This window comes from Polaromonas sp., from assembly GCF_012927455.1.
Taxonomy (GTDB): Bacteria; Pseudomonadota; Gammaproteobacteria; order Burkholderiales; family Burkholderiaceae_C; genus Polaromonas.
The window spans coordinates 223419-241693 of the sequence record NZ_JABBPE010000008.1; the positions used below are offsets into that span (position 1 = coordinate 223419).

General features: G+C 59.1%; 16 protein-coding genes, 1 tRNA gene and 5 pseudogenes. 8 read left to right on the top strand and 14 right to left on the bottom strand.

All coding sequences use genetic code 11. From position 1 onward, the window contains the following. Positions 1 to 26: 26 nt before the first annotated feature. Positions 27 to 788, top strand: coding sequence for a hypothetical protein (locus HHJ18_RS09595; protein ID WP_296914461.1), 762 nt, complete (start codon positions 27 to 29; stop codon positions 786 to 788). Between the two features lie 273 nt (positions 789 to 1061). After that, entirely contained in the window at positions 1062 to 1691 is a 630-nt protein-coding gene (locus tag HHJ18_RS09600) for a hypothetical protein (protein ID WP_296914464.1), read from the top strand. 341 nt (positions 1692 to 2032) lie between these two features. On the opposite strand, the pseudogene HHJ18_RS09605 reads toward HHJ18_RS09600, so the two are convergent. The 4 genes and pseudogenes from HHJ18_RS09605 to HHJ18_RS09620 all read right to left on the bottom strand — a co-directional run. Further along, positions 2033 to 2251, bottom strand: a pseudogene (locus HHJ18_RS09605) (IS3 family transposase); the annotation flags it as partial. Between the two features lie 48 nt (positions 2252 to 2299). Further along, positions 2300 to 2523: pseudogene (locus HHJ18_RS09610) on the bottom strand (transposase); the annotation flags it as partial. After that, positions 2523 to 2877, bottom strand: a pseudogene (locus HHJ18_RS09615) (IS3 family transposase); the annotation flags it as partial. The pseudogenes HHJ18_RS09615 and HHJ18_RS09610, both read right to left, overlap by 1 nt. Positions 2878 to 2882: 5 nt before the next feature. Further along, positions 2883 to 3572: a dihydrofolate reductase family protein gene (locus HHJ18_RS09620; RefSeq protein ID WP_296914466.1), complete on the bottom strand. Its 690-nt coding sequence runs from the start codon at positions 3570 to 3572 to the stop codon at positions 2883 to 2885. Positions 3573 to 3830: 258 nt separating this feature from the next. Between HHJ18_RS09620 and HHJ18_RS09625 the strand changes: the two are divergent. Beyond that, positions 3831 to 4672 (top strand): annotated as a pseudogene (locus tag HHJ18_RS09625) (IS3 family transposase); the annotation flags it as partial. A 237-nt stretch (positions 4673 to 4909) separates the two neighbouring features. Here the strand turns inward: HHJ18_RS09625 and HHJ18_RS09630 are convergent. After that, a pseudogene (locus HHJ18_RS09630) lies at positions 4910 to 6002 on the bottom strand (IS5 family transposase). Positions 6003 to 6254: 252 nt separating this feature from the next. Here HHJ18_RS09630 and HHJ18_RS09635 point away from each other — a divergent pair. The 3 genes from HHJ18_RS09635 to HHJ18_RS09645 are packed head-to-tail and all read left to right on the top strand — an operon-like array spanning position 6255 to position 8459. Continuing rightward, entirely contained in the window at positions 6255 to 7193 is a 939-nt protein-coding gene (locus HHJ18_RS09635; RefSeq protein ID WP_296914468.1) for a rhodanese-like domain-containing protein, read from the top strand. Between the two features lie 15 nt (positions 7194 to 7208). Then, complete coding sequence (locus HHJ18_RS09640; protein WP_296914470.1) at positions 7209 to 8282, top strand: YeeE/YedE thiosulfate transporter family protein; 1074 nt, start codon at positions 7209 to 7211, stop codon at positions 8280 to 8282. A 9-nt stretch (positions 8283 to 8291) separates the two neighbouring features. Beyond that, a complete protein-coding gene (locus HHJ18_RS09645) occupies positions 8292 to 8459 on the top strand; it encodes a hypothetical protein (RefSeq protein ID WP_296914473.1) in 168 nt (55 codons plus the stop codon). Between the two features lie 418 nt (positions 8460 to 8877). Here HHJ18_RS09645 and HHJ18_RS09650 read toward each other — a convergent pair. From HHJ18_RS09650 to petA, 6 genes are all read right to left on the bottom strand, one after another. Next, positions 8878 to 8953 (bottom strand) — tRNA-Thr (locus tag HHJ18_RS09650). 12 nt (positions 8954 to 8965) lie between these two features. Then, positions 8966 to 9523 (bottom strand): ClpXP protease specificity-enhancing factor, encoded by a 558-nt coding sequence (locus HHJ18_RS09655; RefSeq protein ID WP_296914476.1) that lies wholly within the window; start codon positions 9521 to 9523, stop codon positions 8966 to 8968. A gap of 152 nt (positions 9524 to 9675) precedes the next feature. Then, positions 9676 to 10287, bottom strand: coding sequence for a glutathione S-transferase N-terminal domain-containing protein (locus tag HHJ18_RS09660; RefSeq protein ID WP_296914479.1), 612 nt, complete (start codon positions 10285 to 10287; stop codon positions 9676 to 9678). Between the two features lie 105 nt (positions 10288 to 10392). Beyond that, a complete protein-coding gene (locus HHJ18_RS09665) occupies positions 10393 to 11148 on the bottom strand; it encodes a cytochrome c1 (protein WP_296914482.1) in 756 nt (251 codons plus the stop codon). Between the two features lie 17 nt (positions 11149 to 11165). Continuing rightward, complete coding sequence (locus HHJ18_RS09670; protein WP_296914484.1) at positions 11166 to 12575, bottom strand: cytochrome bc complex cytochrome b subunit; 1410 nt, start codon at positions 12573 to 12575, stop codon at positions 11166 to 11168. A gap of 103 nt (positions 12576 to 12678) precedes the next feature. Beyond that, positions 12679 to 13305, bottom strand: a complete 627-nt coding sequence (gene petA / locus HHJ18_RS09675; protein ID WP_296914486.1) for a ubiquinol-cytochrome c reductase iron-sulfur subunit — start codon at positions 13303 to 13305, stop codon at positions 12679 to 12681. Positions 13306 to 13497: 192 nt separating this feature from the next. Between petA and mscL the strand changes: the two genes are divergently transcribed. Next, positions 13498 to 13932 (top strand): large conductance mechanosensitive channel protein MscL, encoded by a 435-nt coding sequence (gene mscL, locus HHJ18_RS09680; RefSeq protein ID WP_296914489.1) that lies wholly within the window; start codon positions 13498 to 13500, stop codon positions 13930 to 13932. 127 nt (positions 13933 to 14059) lie between these two features. Here the strand turns inward: mscL and pdxA are convergent, their stop codons facing one another. Further along, positions 14060 to 15094, bottom strand: a complete 1035-nt coding sequence (gene pdxA, locus HHJ18_RS09685; protein WP_296914492.1) for a 4-hydroxythreonine-4-phosphate dehydrogenase PdxA — start codon at positions 15092 to 15094, stop codon at positions 14060 to 14062. Then, positions 15091 to 15864, bottom strand: a complete 774-nt coding sequence (locus tag HHJ18_RS09690) for a Nif3-like dinuclear metal center hexameric protein (RefSeq protein ID WP_296914495.1) — start codon at positions 15862 to 15864, stop codon at positions 15091 to 15093. Before HHJ18_RS09690 ends, pdxA begins: the two co-directional genes overlap by 4 nt. Positions 15865 to 16077: 213 nt before the next feature. On the opposite strand from HHJ18_RS09690, the gene HHJ18_RS09695 reads away from it, so the two are divergent. Next, complete coding sequence (locus HHJ18_RS09695; protein ID WP_296914498.1) at positions 16078 to 17235, top strand: trypsin-like peptidase domain-containing protein; 1158 nt, start codon at positions 16078 to 16080, stop codon at positions 17233 to 17235. A 212-nt stretch (positions 17236 to 17447) separates the two neighbouring features. On the opposite strand, the gene tatC is transcribed toward HHJ18_RS09695, so the two are convergent. Further along, the gene (gene tatC, locus HHJ18_RS09700; RefSeq protein WP_296914500.1) at positions 17448 to 18248 is read right to left on the bottom strand and encodes a twin-arginine translocase subunit TatC; all 801 of its coding nucleotides are present in this window, start codon (positions 18246 to 18248) and stop codon (positions 17448 to 17450) included. Between the last annotated feature and the right edge of the window lie 27 nt (positions 18249 to 18275).

Genomic DNA, 18275 nt, shown 5'->3' on the forward strand with positions numbered 1-18275 from the left:
CATACATTCATAAAGGGAATAAATCCATGAATGAGGTTTCGGGATGGTCGGTGACGGTTGCAGCTGCCATTTGCGGCATGCTGGCCGGCGCCCTGCTTTGCATGGCGTGGACGCGCCGTGCTGCCCGAATGCGCCGGCGCATCCCGAGGCGCTGGCCGCTCGATGTGCGCTTGTTGGCTAACACTGAGGAGCGCAAGGTCTGGCGCTGGTTGAGCGACGCTTTTTCCGATCACCACGTCATGCTCAAAATGCCGGTGACGCGCTTCACGCTGCCACACGGAAAAAACAAAGAGCACGGCACGCACTGGTACCAACTGCTAAGCGGCATTTATTGCACGCTGACGGTCTGTGCAGCCGATGGCCGCGTGCTCGGCTGCGTCGATGTACCAGGAAACAAGCCCGTGTCCAGGCGCAACCGCAAACTCAAGCAGACCCTGCTGCCGCAGTGCGGCATGGCCTACTGGGTGGTCGACTCAGGCAGACTGCCCACGCGGGCCGAGATTCGTGGCGCCTTTCTGGGCGATGAAGGCGCGGCGACACGCGCCCACGAACTCGATGAAACCATCATTACCGCCGCACGCATGAAACTGCGCGCTTCGCTCGACCTCCAGCGACAAGGCCGCCCCAGCGATGTAGCTGCGCTCTCGTTTTTGAACGGAAGAGCGTTGGGCAAAGACGCCGACAGCGAGTTGGGGAGCGACAGTGGATTCAGCAGATTTGGCTCCGCCCTGCATCAGGAGAACTCTTTCATGGCGCCGCTGGACAGCCGCCGCGCTAACCTGTCCTGATGTCGCTCACGCCATGCGACAAGGTATGGCTAGGCTTCAGAGGCAAATTGCATCAATGATTTGTCCTTTTTCAAATGACTAATCAACTTCTAGTGAATTTTTACCTTTTATTGAGCGCATTTTTTGTTACATTCAAATACAACAACTTATCGTTCACCCTAAATAGATTCCGTGGCCACCCCTCAAGCCTGGTTATTTACATTGGCAGCAGCCATAGGCGGCATGCTTGCGGGCGGGCTGCTATGCGCGTGGCTAACAGGCAGGGCCTCCAAAATGCGCCAGTCCATTCCCAGGCGCTGGCCCCTCAATCCCCGGCTGCTGGCCAGTACCGAGGAGCGCAAGGTCTGGCACTGGCTCAATGAAACATTTGCCGGTCACCACATCATGGTGAAGCTGCCGGTGACGCGCTTCACGCTGCCGCGCAGCAAGGAGCAAGGGCTGCATTGGTACAAACTGCTAAGCGGCGTCTACTGCACCTTGACGGTTTGTGCTCCCGACGGCCGAGTGTTGGGCTGTGTGGATGTTCCCGGCAACAAGCGCATCTCCCGCAGCAACCGGCAACTCAAACAGACACTGCTGTCGCAGTGCGGCATCGCCTACTGGGTGATTTCATCGGCCCACCTGCCAACAGCCCAGGAAATCCGCAACGAGTTTCTGGGCGAAGCAGTGTCCCCGCCACCCCCCAGACCTGAAGATGAAGACAAGATGGCAGCAACGCATCTGAAGCTACGCGCCTCCCTGAGTGGCCAGCGCAAGGGCCGGCACAGCGACTGGGCCCCGCTCAAGCCAACGGCCGGAGATTCCCCGGACGGCGACAGCGAGTTCAGCAACTTCGGGTCCGGCCTGCATCAAGAGAACTCATTCCTCGTTCCGCTGGACAGCCGCAAGGGCACGCTGCGCTGAGCGTCGTCGCTCATTGCCTTACTAGTTCGACCCGCGTTTCGGCGCCGCGCACCAGCCGGGCCGAAAATAAAATTCGCTCAAGCCAGTGAACTGGAAATGCACCAGCCACAAAGAAGTGAATCCGCAAATTTGAACAGCGTTATAAGTGAAAACTCGGGGCTAAAAGGAGTGTTCGATGGTCAAGAAATCAGCTTGCCGTAACCGGCGCACCCCCACGCGCGCGGGCAAAGCTTTCGGCCGATTTCAATCGTCGCTGGAAAAATGTCTCGGGTATCGTCATGAGCCCGATGTTTTCCGCTCATAGAGAAGGAGTGGCACGGGACCTCCGCCAACTGTGGTGGTCAAGTTATTTCGGACACATCAATAAGTTGTTGAGTTGCCGATTCACGCTCGAAAGCGTTGGGTGACAAGTTCCCCAGTGAGGAATGCAGGCGCTCGCAGTTGTGGAAGCCGACGATGTAGTCGGCCACATCGTTCATCGCTTCGGCGTGGTTGGCGTAATCTTTTTGCCAGACTCGTTCCATCTTCAGGCTCAGAAAGAGCCGCTCTAGTACGGCGTTGACGCTCCTATGGCAAGCAGAAGATGCAGAGTCTCTCAAATCGGCCAAGATGAGTGGGTACAGCTCGCGAACGATGTAGCGCTTTAGACAGCGGTGAATCTCCTTCTTGGACAATCCTTCGCCTGTGCGGCGCGCGACGTATTGCCGGGTGCGCGCGTCACTTCGCATGCGAACCATTGAATGGTCCACAACGCATTGTTGGCTTGGCGACCTCCGCCACGATTGAGCCGGTGGCGATGGACCTTGCCAGAGGATGCCTGCAGAGGACTAATAAAGCTTCTGTGCCCATTTTCTTCATCAGCGTGGCCACATGCCTGCGGCCAACTGGAAAGCCTTTCCGCTTCAACATGTCGCGCAGCATCTTGCGGCCGGCAAACGGATCTTCCAGTTGGAGTTCGTCGATGCGCCGCATCAGCGCCAGATCGGCACCGATGGCCTCTTGAGGGCGATAGTAGGCGGTTGATCGCGCCAGCGACAGAATGTAGCATTGCCGGGCAGTTGCAGGTCGTGAGAACGATCAATCATCCTTTTGCGCTCGGCGATTCCGCTTTGGTGAGCACACCGCTTAAAAGATCAATTTCCAGTGCCTGCTGTCAGATATTGGCATACAGCACTTTCACATCCGGCACACTCAAAGGTGTTTGCTGTATCGCAGCCAAACACCGCCGCCTTCCTGGATATCTGCCGAATTCAACGTGAGATAGGCTGGCTTCGTCCAGGCATCTTTGGCGATCTCAAACGATGCAGGATGTTCTCCACGCCCGTCGATCAGCGGCAAGATGAGAACACTAACCTCATCGACAAGCCCGGCGTTTACAAATGACCCGCTTACGGTCGGTCCGCCTTCGACGATTAGACGCTTTGTGCCGAGTTCATCCGCAAGGGTTGCAATAACTTGGACCAGATCAATCTCTGTCTTGCCGCCAAAAATGAAAGACACGTTAATGGATTTCAGATAGGCCAGGTAGTCATCCGACACCGCTTCTGTCACAACCGCGACGACGTGCGAATTAAGTGCTTCGTTGCTCGTCCAAGCCACTTTTCCGTGGGGATCAATTGAGACTGCGTAGCAGTCCGCATTACGCTTGGCAAAATAATGGATGCGTGGGACGGGCGCTTTGGCCAGGCCTCTTTGATAGTCGTCACCGTTCGCGATTTCCTGCATGGTGACCCTACCGCAGATCCACGCATCAAACTCAAACTGCTGGGCAAGCTTCTCATACAATTCTCCGGCGTTTTTTTTAAAAGGGCGAGCCCAGCCGTCTGTGAGCGCGTGTCCATCGATAGAGGACATCATGTGACAAATGACATATGGTTTCATGAAAAACTCCCAACAATCTTTGATGGTTGATTAATTCTGATCATGTCGTCCGTTTATTAGCAGGCGATCAAATTTTGCTGATACTACTACATCTAATTTTCAGTGAAGGCACCACCACATCTTTAACGATTTGTCAGATTTAACAAGCAGCCTGCACTTGCGTTTGTGTTTTGAAGTAGACCATGTCGGACGTCTGACGATCAGGCGACAAGTGCTGGCGCCGACTGTTGAAGAATTCCAGATAACTGCTTCTAAACCTTCGGGGTCGAGCCCATCTGCATAGTTCTGCAGATGGCCCCGTCGTGTAATCGGCGTCATGCGGCCAGGCGGCGCTATCCCGAGTTGCGCACTGCCCGTGCCAACGTGATGACGACCTCATGGCCGACATCCAGCGCGTCTGGCATGCCAACTGGAAGGTCTACGGCGCTGCCAAGATCTGGCTGCAGATGAACCGTGAGGGTAGCCGTGTGGCACGCTGCACGGTCAAGAGGCTGATGAAACGCTTGGGTTTGCAAGGTGCTTGCCGGGACAAGAGGGTGCGAACCACCACGCCAGACGCTTCGGCACCTTGTCCGCTGGACCTTGTCAAGCGGGTGTTCAAGGCCGAGCGGCCCAATCAGCCTTTGGGTGTCGGACTTCACCTATGGCTCGACTTGGCAGAGCTGGCTGTACGTGGCCTTCGTCATTGATGTCTTCGCGCGCCGTATCGTGGGCTGGCGGGTCAGCCGCACCATGCAGAACGACTTTGTGCTCGATGCGCTGGGGCAGGCACGGTATGAATGCAAGCCTGCTGCCAATGCCTTGGTCCATCATTCGGACAGAGGGTAACAACACCTGTCCATTCGTTACACCGAACGACTGGTCGAGGCCGGCATACAACCTTCGGTCGGCAGCCGTGGCGACAGCTATAACAACGCGCTGGCCGAAACCATCAACGGGCGCCACAAGGCCGAGTTGATTCACTGGCGAAACTTTGGAAAAGTAGCGAATCCGTGAAACTTGCTACCTTGCGATGGGTGTACTGGTTTAGTCACATCCGACTGCTCAAATCGATTGGGGGTATCCCTGCGGCAGAAGCTGAGGCAAACTACTGGCGGTAATTCGCCATCAGCAATACATCCATAGAGGTCTCAACTTAAACCAATTAGCCTCCACGATTCCCGGGGCGATTTAGGAAAATCCGTCCCGTTTAACAGGCTGCTGAAATACTCCACGCTCGCGTGGCATCTTGCTCGGGATGTTTGACTTTTTACTTCATCCTTTGGCATCATGAACTTTCCGGTCCTTTTGGACCGTTTTCGGCGATCTGAGCCTCGGTCTTCTGCATTTCCCGTCCCTCACGCCGCCTGCAGACGGATTTCCCCCAAGGTACGCATGCGCGTGAGGTTGTAAGCAGCCATGGTCAGCACAAACATCTGATCGACTCGCTTCAGCCCGCGCACCATAACCTGGCGCATGCGCCCCACGGTCTTGGCCCAGCCAAAGCCATGCTCGATGAGTTTTCTCTTTTGCACCGAGATTGCGTAACCCGCACTGGCCGCGATGGCGTCTGGCACAGCTGATCGGCGCCCCGAGGTGTTTTGCGCGATGTGAGGAATGACGTTCATCTCCTGCAGAGCATCAATGAACTCTTTGGCGTCATAGCCTTTGTCAGCACCCAGCGTGATTTCTGCCTGCGGGTTGTCGGCGGCCTGCCGGGCGTCGTTAATCATCGCCTTGGCCGCTTCGCGCTCAGCAAAACCATCGGCAGTGGTGACCATGGCGTTGGCAATTAGCCCATGACGGTTGCCGGTGAGGGTGGGGCCCATGTAGCGCGGTCGGCTGGCGTTGTTGCCTTTGCAGTACAGCCGAGCATCGGCGTCGGTGCTGGACTCGTGCGTGTCATTGCTGCGGCCTTCGCCTTTGAAGTTGCCGTTGCCGCTGTCGCTGCCGTCTTTGCGCACAAAGCGTTTGTGACTAGCCCAAGCCTGGATGAGGGTGCCGCCCACGCTGAAGTGCTCGCCCGAGAGCAAGCCTTTGTGCTCGGCTTGCTCCAGCACCAGATTAAAGAGCTCGATGACCGCGTCTTGCTCGATCAGACGTTCACGATTCTTGGTGAAGACGGTGGGCACCCACACGGCATCGTCCATGGCCAGGCCAATGAACCAGCGAAACAGCAGGTTGTATTGGGTCATGCTCAATGAGCTGGCGCTCGGATCGGATGCTGTAGAACACCTGCAAGATCATGGCGCGCAGGAGCTTCTCGGGTGCGATGCTGGGGCGCCCGCCCTTGATGTCGGCCTCGTACATGCCTGAAAACAATGCATCCATCTTTACCGAAGCGGCGTTGACCATCTGGCGGATGGGTCGCAGTGGATGGTCGGCCGGCACGAAGTCCTCCAGCTTTTGCATGGTGAACAGGCTCTCGGTGAAGGTGTCGGCTCCGCGCATGAAGTTGGCTCTGTCTGGATCAGTGAATCGGTTTCAAGTTAACGCTTGAGGGGTGGCTCGCGTGCACCGGCTGGGAGTATTTCAGCAGCCTGTTAAGGAGCTGGCATTCGTTCCCGCCCGAAGCACGTTCGTCAGCCAGCAACGCGACAGCATCTTTATATGTCGTTATGGGTCTAAGAAACTGACAAAACAATCGTTCTCTTACTTGCCGCAGAATGCCACAATCGTAGTCAACTCAAGAGGTATGCTGGGATGAAACGATTGACGACTTTGATTTTTGGACTGGCCCTGTCGGCTGCGGCGGCCGCCCAACCTTTGCTCAGCCCCACAGAGCTGCAGACCAGGCTGGCTGACCCGCAGGTGCGCGTGATCGATATCCGCGATCCCAAATCGTATGCCGCCAAGCATATTCCGGGCGCGATCAATGCGCCCTACGGCAGCTGGCGCGGGGCGGCCAGCAACCCTGGTGAGCTGCCCGCATTGCCCAAGCTCACCGCACTGGTGCAAAGCATGGGCCTGACAGCAGCCACACATGCGGTGGTGGTGTCCAGCGGCGCAGACGCCTCGGATTTCGGCGCCTCGGCACGCGTTTACTGGACGCTCAAGGTCTTGGGCTTGACTGATTTGTCCGTGCTCAATGGCGGTTTGAAGGCCTGGGCGCAAGCCGGTTTGCCGCAAAACGATGTTCTTGCGACAGCCGCGGCCAGCAAATTTCAGCCCCAGATTAATGCCAGCATGGTGGCCTCCAAAGATGAACTGCTTCAGCGCATCAAGTCGGGGGACTCGGTGCTGATCGATGCACGCCCTGCTGAATTCTTTCTAGGCGATACCCGTCACCAAGCGGCCAAGCTGCCCGGCACTCTCAAAGGCGCGGTCAACCTGGAGCACGACAAGTGGTTTGCACCGGGCAGTTCGATATTTATGTCGGTCGCCCAGGCCAAACAGGTGGCGGCAGCCAGTCTGATCGACCCCGAAAAGGAAACCGTGTCCTTTTGCAATACCGGTCACTGGGCGGCGACCAACTGGTTCGCCATGTCTGAAGTGCTGGGCCAGAAAAATGTCAAGCTCTATGCCGGGTCGATGGTGGACTGGTCGCAGGACGCGAACGGTCTGACCATGGATAACGTGCCGGGCCGCACGAAACAGTTGCTGATCGATGCGAAACTGTGGGCTGAACGCACATTCCAGTGATTCTCTGGACGTTTTATGAAACGATTTCCTTTGGCGGCCTTGTTGGCCGCTTTTTTCTTCTTCCTGGCCTGGCAGGTGTCGATCCGGCAAGCGGTCTTGCTGCTGGTCGGTGTGGGCATGGGCACGGTGTTGGCTGGCGCACGCTTTGGCTTCACCTCGGGCTGGCGCCAACTGGTCGAGCGGCGTGACCCGCAAGGTGTGACCGGCCAGGTGGTCCTGCTGGCCCTGGCCAGCGCTGCGGCGCTGCCCTTGCTGGCGCGCTTTCCCGAGTTGCAGGCCGCGCTGGGTCCGCCCAGCATCAGCCTGCTGATCGGTGCCTTTGTGTTCGGTCTGGCCATGCAGATAGCCGACGGTTGCGGATCCGGCACGCTGTACAAAGCCGGACTCGGCGTGCCACTCAACATGGCGATCCTGCCCTTGTTTGCGCTGGGCAGTTTTATGGGTTCAGCGCATTTGGACAGCTGGCTGGCTCTTGGCCAAATCGAGCCGGTGAGCTTCCCGGCTGAATTGGGCACGGTCCCAGCTTTGGGTCTGACCTTGGGCCTGTTGGCCCTGGTTCTGCTGGCGGTGCGCCAGTGGGTAGGTGCTGGCCAAACCTGGCTCAACAAGCGCTGGCTGTGGGGCGCCGTCGGCCTCGCCGCCTTGGCAACCCTGAACCTGTTGCTCGCTGGCCAGCCATGGGGCGTGGTCTACGGCTTTGGCCTGTGGGCGGCCAAAGGGGCGGTGGCGCTCGGGTTTTTCGATCCGGGCAGCAACGCATTTTGGAGCCAGGCCGGCAATGCCCAGCGCCTGGGCCAGACCGTGCTGATGGACGTGACCTCGATCACCAACATCGGCATCATGGGTGGTGCCCTGTGGGTTGCGGTCAAGGCCAGTCCCGACAGCAGAGCGCTGACCCCGCAGCAGTGGCGAATCGGCTTGCTGGCGGGTTTCGTTCTGGGCTATAGCTCTCGCCTGGCCTTCGGCTGCAACATAGGCGCGATGCTTAGCGGCATCTCAACCGGTAGCCTGCACGGCTGGATCTGGATGCCACTGGCCTTTGCCGGCACGCTGGTGGGTATTCGTGTGCGTAGGCACTATCAGTTCTAGGAGGTGGCCATGACTACCACGCGTCAACTTCAAGCAGTGTTTTGGCTGGCTCTGCTGGGCTTTCTGGCCTGGGACTGGTCAAGCTCTGCCGCCATTGACTTGCGCCAGGAGCCCCCACTCATTGCGGCAGGGTCGGGTCAAGCCTCCAGCGGCGGGCATTGCTCGATGGCTAAATAAGTGATCTTCATCGTGCTTTCTCTTGAACTCGGCCTCACCTCCAAATGTGTTGCCAGGACGCATACAGCAAACTAACGGTAGGGCGCCGTTCATCGGCGGTAGCGAATGACCGTCACGGCCGCGGCTAACTATTTAGGTAGGGGCGAAATTTCAGACACCCTGAAGGCCAGGCGCCAGCACTTGTCAGAGACCACAGCCGTGGATGCGCAGAGGTCGGCCAGGCCTTACGTTTCATTCGATCATTTTCGAAGCCCGAGCTAGTATCGGTTTTTGGCTGAAATATCGATACCCCCATCAGTACCGAAAAAATCTTGAGCTTTCATGTTATTCCGCGAAACCGCGTTAGGCAACAAAAAACCCGCCATGCCTTTAGACATACGGGTTTTTAGGGGTTATGAGGTAATGTGAAACAGTGAAGTGGTGCCGCTTGTCGGAATCGAACTGACGACCTACCGCTTACAAGGCGGTTGCTCTACCAACTGAGCTAAAGCGGCACAATTCTTATTTTACTTGACCCGCTTTAGTGCGGGCCGCGTACGTGGGGGTGACTTGGGCGGTTCCGGTGCATCGGGGCCCGTCTCACCCACTGCTGGCGTGCTTTCGGGGACCAACTGCATGATCTTGCTGTCAGGCGCGTCGCTTCGCAACTGCACAGCCGGTGCAGCGATCGGCGCCACAGCCATTCCCGGGCCGGCATCGGTGCCCGTTGTCGGCTTTTCAGCAGGACCCGCCAAGGTGCTGACAGGACCCATGGGAAACGCCATGCCTTGCCCATTTTCACGCGCATAGATGGCAATGACATGGCTGATCGGCACGATGATTTCGCGGGCACTGCCGGCAAAGCGCGCCTTGAACTCGATGAAATCGTTTCCCAGCTGCAAGGAACTGGTCGCATCAAAACTGATGTTCAGCACGATCTCGTTGTTCTTTACATACTCGCGCGGCACCTGCACCGAGGCGTCCACCGACACGGCCACGTAAGGCGTGAAGCCGTTGTCGGTGCACCACTCGTAGAGGGCACGTATCAAGTAGGGGCGCGTTGACGTGGCGTCCAGTGCGTTCATGAATTCAGCCAAGTTGAACCCGGACTAGCGCGGTATGCGAAGCGGCGCCCTCTTCACCAGCCGGGGCCGCGGAACCGGCTTTGCCGGGCCGCAGGCGCAACGCACCCCCGGGGGGCAGCGCATTACACGAAGTGAAAAGCGTGGGGGTCATATTACTTGCGCATGACCTTCTCGGAAGGCGTCAGCGCCTCAATGTAGGCGGGGCGCGAAAAAATGCGTTCAGCGTACTTGAGCAGCGGCGCAGCATTTTTCGACAGGTCGATGCCGTAGTAATCCAGCCGCCAGAGCAGCGGCGCAATCGCCACGTCCAGCATGGAAAAGTTATCGCCCAGCATGAACTTGTTCTTCAGGAAAATCGGTGCCAGTTGTGTCAGGCGATCGCGGATGTGCGCGCGGGCTTTTTCCAGTGCCTTCTCGTTGCCTTTGGTGGCCCGCGACTCCAGCGTGCTGACGTGAACGAACAGTTCCTTTTCGAAGTTTAGCAAGAACAGCCGAACCCGCGCGCGGTCCACGGGGTCACCGGGCATGAGCTGGGGGTGCGGGAAGCGCTCGTCGATGTACTCGTTGATGATGTTCGATTCGTACAAGATCAGATCGCGCTCGACCAGGATAGGCACCTGGCCGTACGGGTTCATCACATTGATGTCTTCCGGCTTGTTATACAGATCGACATCGCGAATCTCGAAATCCATGCCTTTTTCGAACAGAACAAATCGGCAGCGGTGCGAGAAGGGGCAGGTTGTACCTGAATATAGGACCATCATGATTCGAAACTCCTGAAAACAAAAGAGTGGCGGCCAAGAATCAAACCTTAGAACCTGCCACTCCGAAGATGCCGGTGCGCTCATGGGCGCTAACGGCGAAAACTTTTATTTGACGTCTTTCCAGTACGCCGCGTTCAGGCGCCAGGCAAGAAAGGTCAAACCAAGTAGGAAGATCAACACCCAGACGCCGACGCGAACGCGGGTGTTCTGCGCCGGCTCGGCCATCCATTGCAGATAGCCCACCAGGTCACCCATAGCTTGGTCGTACTGCAACGGTGTCATGCTGCCGGGGGTGACTTGCTGCCAGCCCTTGAAGATCGACACCTTGTGGCCGCTCTCTTGCTGCTCGGCGTAGACCGGCTTGCGCTCGCCCTGCAGTTCCCACAGCACATGCGGCATGGCCACATTGGGGAAAGCCAGGTTGTTCCAGCCAGTCGCCTTGGTCTCGTCGCGGTAGTAGGTGCGCAGGTAGGTATACAGGTAATCAGCACCGCTGCCGCCGGAGCCGGAGCGCGAGCGCGCAATCACGGTCAGGTCGGGCGGATTGCCGCCAAACCAGTCCTTGGCCTGTTTCGGATCAATCGCCGCTTTCATGGTTTCACCGATCTTGTCGGTGCTGAAGAGCAGGTTGTCCTTGATCTGCTTGTCGGTCAGGCCGATGTCTTTCAAGCGGTTAAAACGCATGAAGGCGGCCGAATGGCAGTTCAGGCAGTAATTGACAAACAGCTTGGCACCATTTTGCAAGGCTGCCAGATCGTTGGTCTTGCTGGGCGCTTTGTCCCAGGCAAGTCCGCCTTCCGAGGCCTGCGCACCAGCCATCAGGCCGACCGCTGTAATCAGGGCGAGGATCAGTTTTTTCATTGTTGTAATTCTCCGGCTCAGTGGGCGGTAAAAGTTACGCGGCTTGGCACCGGCTTGAAGGTGCCGAGCTTGCTCCACCATGGCATCAACAAGAAGAAGCCAAAGTAGAACAGGGTCCCGACCTGCGAGACGCGCTCGCCGATGTAGGAGGGAGGCTGCGTACCCAGATAGCCGAGTATCAGAAAGTTGATCACGAAAATGCCGTACAAAATCTTGTTCCAGCTCGGGCGGTACCGGATGGATTTGACTTTGCTGTTGTCCAGCCAAGGCAGGAAGAACAGGATGACGACGGCGCCGCCCATCACCACCACGCCCCAGAACTTGGCATCAATCATCAGCATCGCCGCGACCAGCACGACGGCAGCACCGACCATGATGGCCTTGAACAGGCCGGCGATTTTGGCTTTGAGCACTCCAAGCAGCGCAGCGGCCAGCACGCAAGCGATCAGCGCATACATCATCTCACTGGTAATAGCGCGCAGCATCGAGTAGTAAGGCGTGAAGTACCAGACCGGCGCAATGTGCAACGGGGTTTTCAGCGGGTCGGCGGGGATGAAGTTGTTGTACTCCAGGAAGTAGCCGCCGAACTCTGGCGCAAAGAAAACGATGGCGGTGAAGATCATCAGGAACACGCAGACACCGAACACATCATGGACCGAGTAGTAAGGGTGAAACGGAATGCTGTCAAGCGGATGGCCATTGGCATCGCGCGGCGAGTTCGGCGCCTTGATTTCCACGCCGTCGGGGTTGTTGGAACCGACTTCGTGCAAAGCAATGATGTGCGCCACCACCAGTCCCAGCAGCACCAACGGCACGGCAATGACGTGAAAGGCGAAGAAGCGGTTCAGCGTGGCGTCACCGACCACGTAGTCGCCACGGATCAGCAGCGCCAGATCGGGGCCAACAAAAGGAATGGCGGCAAAAAGATTGACGATCACCTGAGCACCCCAATAGCTCATCTGGCCCCAGGGCAGCAAGTACCCCATGAAGGCTTCGGCCATCAGACAGAGGAAAATCGCGCAGCCAAAAACCCAGATCAGTTCGCGCGGCTTGCGGTAGCTGCCGTAAATCAGGCCGCGGAACATGTGCAGGTAGACCACGATGAAGAAGGCCGAGGCACCGGTGGAATGCATGTAGCGGATCAGCCAGCCCCAGGGCACATCGCGCATGATGTACTCGACCGAACCAAACGCGAGTGCCGCGTCAGGCTTGTAGTGCATGGTCAGGAAAATTCCGGTGGCGATCTGGATCACCAACACCAGCAGCGACAACGCGCCGAAGACGTACCAGATGTTGAAGTTCTTCGGCGCGTAGTACTCGCTCATGTGCTCCTGGAAGAGCTTGCTGGCGGGGAAACGGTTGTCGACCCAGTTCATCGCTTTGACAGCGATTGGGGCATCGGAAGAAATTTCTTTGAATTCAGCCATAACTGATCCTGGTTCGGTGGGGTTTTTTAGCCAGCGCTGGTGACGTTTTCGGAAGGTTTTTCAGGCGCTGACCGCAAGCTCTTTTGAATGGTTTGAAGCGCCTTCAGGCCTTTTTGTCGTCACCAATCAGCAGCCGGGTGTCCGACAGGTACATGTGCGGCGGCACTTCCAAATTGTCGGGTGAGGGCTTGTTCTTGTAAACCCGGCCGGCGATGTCGAAGGTCGAGCCATGGCAAGGGCAGAGGAAGCCGCCGGCCCAGTCGTCCGGCAGAGAAGGCTGTGCGCCGGACTGAAACTTGTCCGATGGCGAGCAGCCCAGGTGCGGACAGATGCCAACCACCACCAGCGTTTCGGGCTTGATGGAGCGGCCTTCGTTGCGGGCATATTCTGGCGTCAGTTCGGACGGTTTGCGTTCGGATTTGGGATCGGCCAGCAGACCATCGACTTTGGGCAGGGTCGCGAGCTGCTCGGGTGTGCGCCTGACAATCCACACCGGCTTGCCGCGCCACTCCACCGTCATTTTTTCACCCGGTTTGATGCCCGAAATATCGACTTCGACTGCGGCACCCGTGGCCTTGGCCTTTTCGGAGGGCTGAAAACTGCTGACGAAGGGCACGGCAACGGCAGCAACGCCGGCGCCGCCGACCGCGCAGGTGGCGACTAGCCAGTTTCTCTTGTCGTTATCGACAGGCGCGCCGGGCGGCACGCTGTTCAGGGTTGCTTGGGTCATGAAAATCCTTCAAGAACTGGCTTGAAAAAAGGCATTTAGGGTTAGCCCTTGATTGTAGCGGAGCGCACAGCAGCTTTTCAAGGAGGGGCGCTCGCGCCTGAGCGGTTGCGCTGTGGCGCCGCTCTCTTTGATAATCATCTGCCGGTTGCTGCAAGGCGACCGAACAATATCCGACAACAACAGAGGAACACTATGGGAATGGCTCAGGAATTCAGGGAATTTGCCGTCAAAGGCAATGTTATTGATCTGGCGGTAGGCGTGATCATTGGCGCGGCCTTCGGCAAAATTGTCGATTCGCTGGTTGGCGATGTCATCTTGCCGGTGGTAGGCGCGGTATTTGGCAAGCTCGATTTTTCTGCCCTTTTTTTAGTGCTGGGACCCGTGCCACCTGGCACCGCGCTGACGCTGGACGCACTGAAAAAAGCTGGCGTCCCGGTGCTTGCCTATGGCAACTTCATCACGGTCGCCGTCAACTTCGTGATTCTGGCTTTTGTCATTTTTCTGATGGTCAAGCAGATCAACCGCCTCAAACGCAAAGCTCCAGTCGCGCCTGCGGCAGCGCTGGCGCCGGCCGAAGAAGTCGTGCTGCTGCGAGAAATTCGCGACAACCTGCGCCGGCCGGTATAGCCCGCATGCCCTTGCGATGGTGCGATTTCGAAGCGCAGCCCGCCGGGCAAACGCATTTGCTATTTATTCAATAGCTACTTACGCCCGTACTCATTGGGCTAGAGTCATTTTTACTCGTATTTTTTAGCTAAGCGACAAGCTGGCGCGCCAGGCGAATGGCGGCGCGCAGGCTGGAGGCGTCGGCCCGGCCGCTGCCGGCAATGTCAAACGCCGTGCCGTGGTCCGGGCTGGTGCGCACCAGCGGCAGGCCCAGCGTGACATTGACGCCCTGCTCCACGCCCAGATATTTGACCGGAATCAGCCCCTGGTCGTGGTACATCGCCACCACCACGTCAAACTCGCCGGCATGGCCAGGCGCATGGCGCGCCCGCATGAACACGGTGTCTGGCGCGAACGGGCCGCTTGCATCCAGGCCCTCGGCGCGGGCCGCTGCGATGGCCGGGGCGATGATGCGCTGCTCTTCGCTGCCAAACAGCCCGCCCTCGCCGGCATGCGGGTTCAAGCCCGCCACCGCGATGCGCGGCGCGCGTCCCAGGCTGGCGCCCACCGCCTGGTGCGTGATGCGCAGGGTTTGCAGCACACTGTCGAAGGTCACGGCCTCGATCGCTTTTCTCAGCGACATATGGATGCTGACCAGCACGGTTTTTAGTTCGTCATTGGCCAGCATCATGCGCACCGGCACGGCGCTCACGGGCTGGCCCAGAAACGCCGCGGCCTCGGCTTGCAGCATCTCGGTGTGACCCGCAAACCCCGCGACCCAGCCTCCGGCAGCGGCCAGCGCCTCTTTATGAATCGGCGCCGTCACCATGGCCGCCGCCTCGCCCGCCAGCACCGCCCGGGCCGTCCAGACAATGCAGTCCGCTGCGGCTTTTCCGGCCAAATGACTCACCAGCCCATACGGGATGGGCGCAAACAGCTCACATTTTTGTAGCACGGGGATGCAGCGTGGTGGCACCGATGAGGCGTCTGCCAAGCTGTCAAGGTGCGCCACTGGCCAAGCCAGCGGCGCCGCCATCAGCGCGGCGGCACGGCGCAGCGTGGCCACGTCACCGACCACGATGCAGCCCGCCAGCTCAGCCGGCGCATCGCGAAACGCCTTGGCGATAATTTCCGGGCCTATGCCGGCGCCATCGCCCATGGTGATGAGAAGCGGTTTGTTCATGCCGGATTGTCAATATCGATGAACTGGTGCGCCAGCCCCAACTGCGCCGCCACCTGCCCGACGACGGCGGGCGCGCCGTAACGCTCCGACGCATGGTGGCCGCAGGCAATGAAAGCCACGCCCATCTCGCGCGCGTAGTGCGCCTGTGGCTCGGAAATCTCGCCGGTGATGAAGGCATCGGCGCCGGCTGCAATCGCTGCCTCAAAGTAGCTTTGCGCGCCGCCACTGCACCACGCTATCGTTTTAATAGCTGCTTGCGCCCGTGCCACCTGCACTACAGGCCGATTCAATACATTTTCGAGGTGTTCAGCGAGGGCGCCGGCGCTGGCAAAGCTGGCGCCATCGGCGCGCCCGCCGAGAAAGCCCAAATCCTGCTCACCAAAGCGCGCCGTCGCCTGCAGGCCGAGCTGCAGGCCCAGCTGCGCGTTGTTGCCGAGTTCGCCGTGCGCATCGAGCGGCAGGTGGTAGGCGAACAGGTTGATGTCGTGCGCCAGCAAAAGCGCCAGCCGCTGCTTCATCCAGCCCACAACCGGGCCGATATTGCAGCCATCCTGGCCGCGCCAAAACAGCCCATGGTGGACAAAAATGGCGTCTGCCTTCGCCGCAATGGCCGCTTCGATCAGCGCGCGGCTGGCGGTGACGCCGGAGACGATTTTTTCGACACGCGCGCGCCCCTCCACCTGCAGGCCATTCGGCCCATAGTCCTTGAAGCGCGCGGGCTGCAGCAGCGCGTCAAAGGCCTGCAGCAATTCCTGTCGAGTGGTACTCATGCACTGATTGTCTCAGCTTGAGCAGCGCCCCGAGCAACCGGCCGGGCAGTTCCCGGCTTGGCCTCTGAGGTGAAAAATCGCCCGCGCAATGAAAATTCTGCCGGCTTGGGTGACAATTGAAGCCGCGCGCAGCACGATTGCTGCGGCGCCTGCCTTGGTCCGCGGCCTGCATTGCTTGACCTGTCGTTGAACTTTTACCGGACCCTGCCCAACATGAAGCGCACCTGGTTGCTGTTTTCCCAAACCGTCACGATTGTGCTGGCGGCTTATTTTGTGGTGGCCACGCTCCAGCCACAGTGGCTGGACCGCGGCAACTCGCGGGGCGGTGTGTCGGTTATCGAGGCGCCTGCCAGCAACGCGCAGCGCAGCGCCGGCCCGGGCATTGGCTTCGCCTCGGCCGCCAAGCAGGCTGCTGCGGCGGTGGTCAGCATCAACACCAGCAAGGCTGCGGCTAAAAACCCGAACGCCGACGACCCGTGGTTCAAGTTTTTCTACGGCGACCAGGGTTCCGGCGAATCGCAGGGCGGCCTGGGCAGCGGCGTCATCATAAGTACTGCGGGCTACATCCTGACCAACAACCACGTGGTGGACGGGGCCGACGAGATCGAGGTGATGCTCAACGACACGCGCAAGGCCAAGGCCAAGGTGATTGGCACTGACCCCGACACCGATCTGGCCATTCTCAAGATCGACCTGGACAAGCTGCCCGTCATCGTGTTGGGCGACTCAGATTCGCTGCAGGTGGGCGACCCGGTGCTGGCCATCGGCAATCCGTTTGGCGTCGGCCAGACCGTGACCGGCGGCATCGTCAGCGCGCTCGGGCGCAACCAGTTGGGCATCAACACCTTTGAAAATTTCATCCAGACCGACGCCGCCATCAACCCCGGCAATTCGGGCGGTGCGCTGGTCGATGTAAACGGCCACCTGATGGGCATCAACACCGCGATTTACTCGCGTTCTGGCGGCTCAATGGGCATCGGTTTTGCCATTCCCGTATCGACCGCCAAACAGGTGCTGGACGGCATCGTGAAGGACGGCCAGGTGACGCGCGGCTGGATTGGTGTGGAACCGCAAGACCTGAACGCCGAGCTCGCCGAAACCTTCGGCATCCAGCCCAGCGCGGTGAAAACCGGCGGTGTGGTGCTGACCGGCGTGCTGCAAAACGGCCCAGCCGCACAGGCTGGCATCCGGCCTGGCGACGTTATCACGGCCGTTAACGGCAAATCGATCAGCAATGTAAGCCAGCTGCTGACCGCCGTTGCCGCCCTGAAACCGGGCACGCCGGCACCGCTGACGGTGCTGCGCAAAGACGGCCAAAGTGACATTGCCGTCACCCCCGGCAAGCGCCAGCGCCCCAGAGCTCAGCGCTGAGGCGGGCCGCAGGCCTGCGGATGCGGCCCCGCCAGCTCCTGTGCTGGCCCGGTCCCGCTGCCGCTTGCTATATATTTAATAGCTACTGACGCCCGTATTCATTGGGCTAGCGGCCCATAACATGCTTTTCTTTAGAGCATGAAGACTGAATTCGGACGTGCAGACGGCCCGCTTCGCGCAGGCCTGTCGCCAGGGCCAGCACCGTCAGGGTGTCAGGGCTTGGCCGCTTCCGACGCGCTGTCCGCATCAGCCGCCTTGCTGCGCTTGACAAGCAACTGGGCCGCCACAATGCCGACTTCATACAGGCCGCCCACCACCCCCAGCAGCATGATCATGGAGCCCGCGTCTGGCGGCGTAACCAGCGCCGTGCCGACGGCCGCGATTACCCAGAAATAGCCGCGGTACTCACGCAGCTGCGCAACGCTGAGCACGCCCATACGGACCAGCAAAATGACCGCAATCGGTACTTCAAACGCCAGGCCGAATGCCAGAAACATGCCGAGCACGAAGTTGAGGTATTCCTCAATGTCTGGCGCTGCGGTGATCGACTTGGGGGCAAAGCTCTGGATGAACTTGAACACCTGGCCAAAGACGAAGTAGTAGCAAAAAGCCACCCCGGCAAAAAACAGCAAGGTGCTCGACACCACCAGCGGCATGATGAGCTTTTTCTCATGTGAATACAGCCCGGGCGCGACGAAGGCCCAGACTTGGTAGAGCACCACCGGCAGCGCAATCATGAAGGCGGCCATGAACATGATCTTGATCGGCACGATGAACGGCGAGATGACGTTGGTGGCGATCAGGGTGGCGCCCTTGGGCAGGGAAGCCACCAGCGGCGCGGCCATCAGGTCATAGAGCGCGCCGGGGCCAGGAAACAGCGCCAGCACGGCCGCCGCCAGACCGATGGCGATCACTGCCTTGATCATCCGGTCGCGCAGTTCCACCAGGTGCTGCACAAAGGGTTGCTCGCTACCTGCGAGTTCGTCGGGCTTGTCGGTGTGGGGGTCGCTCATGAAGGAAAGTTTGCGCTTGAGGGGTTG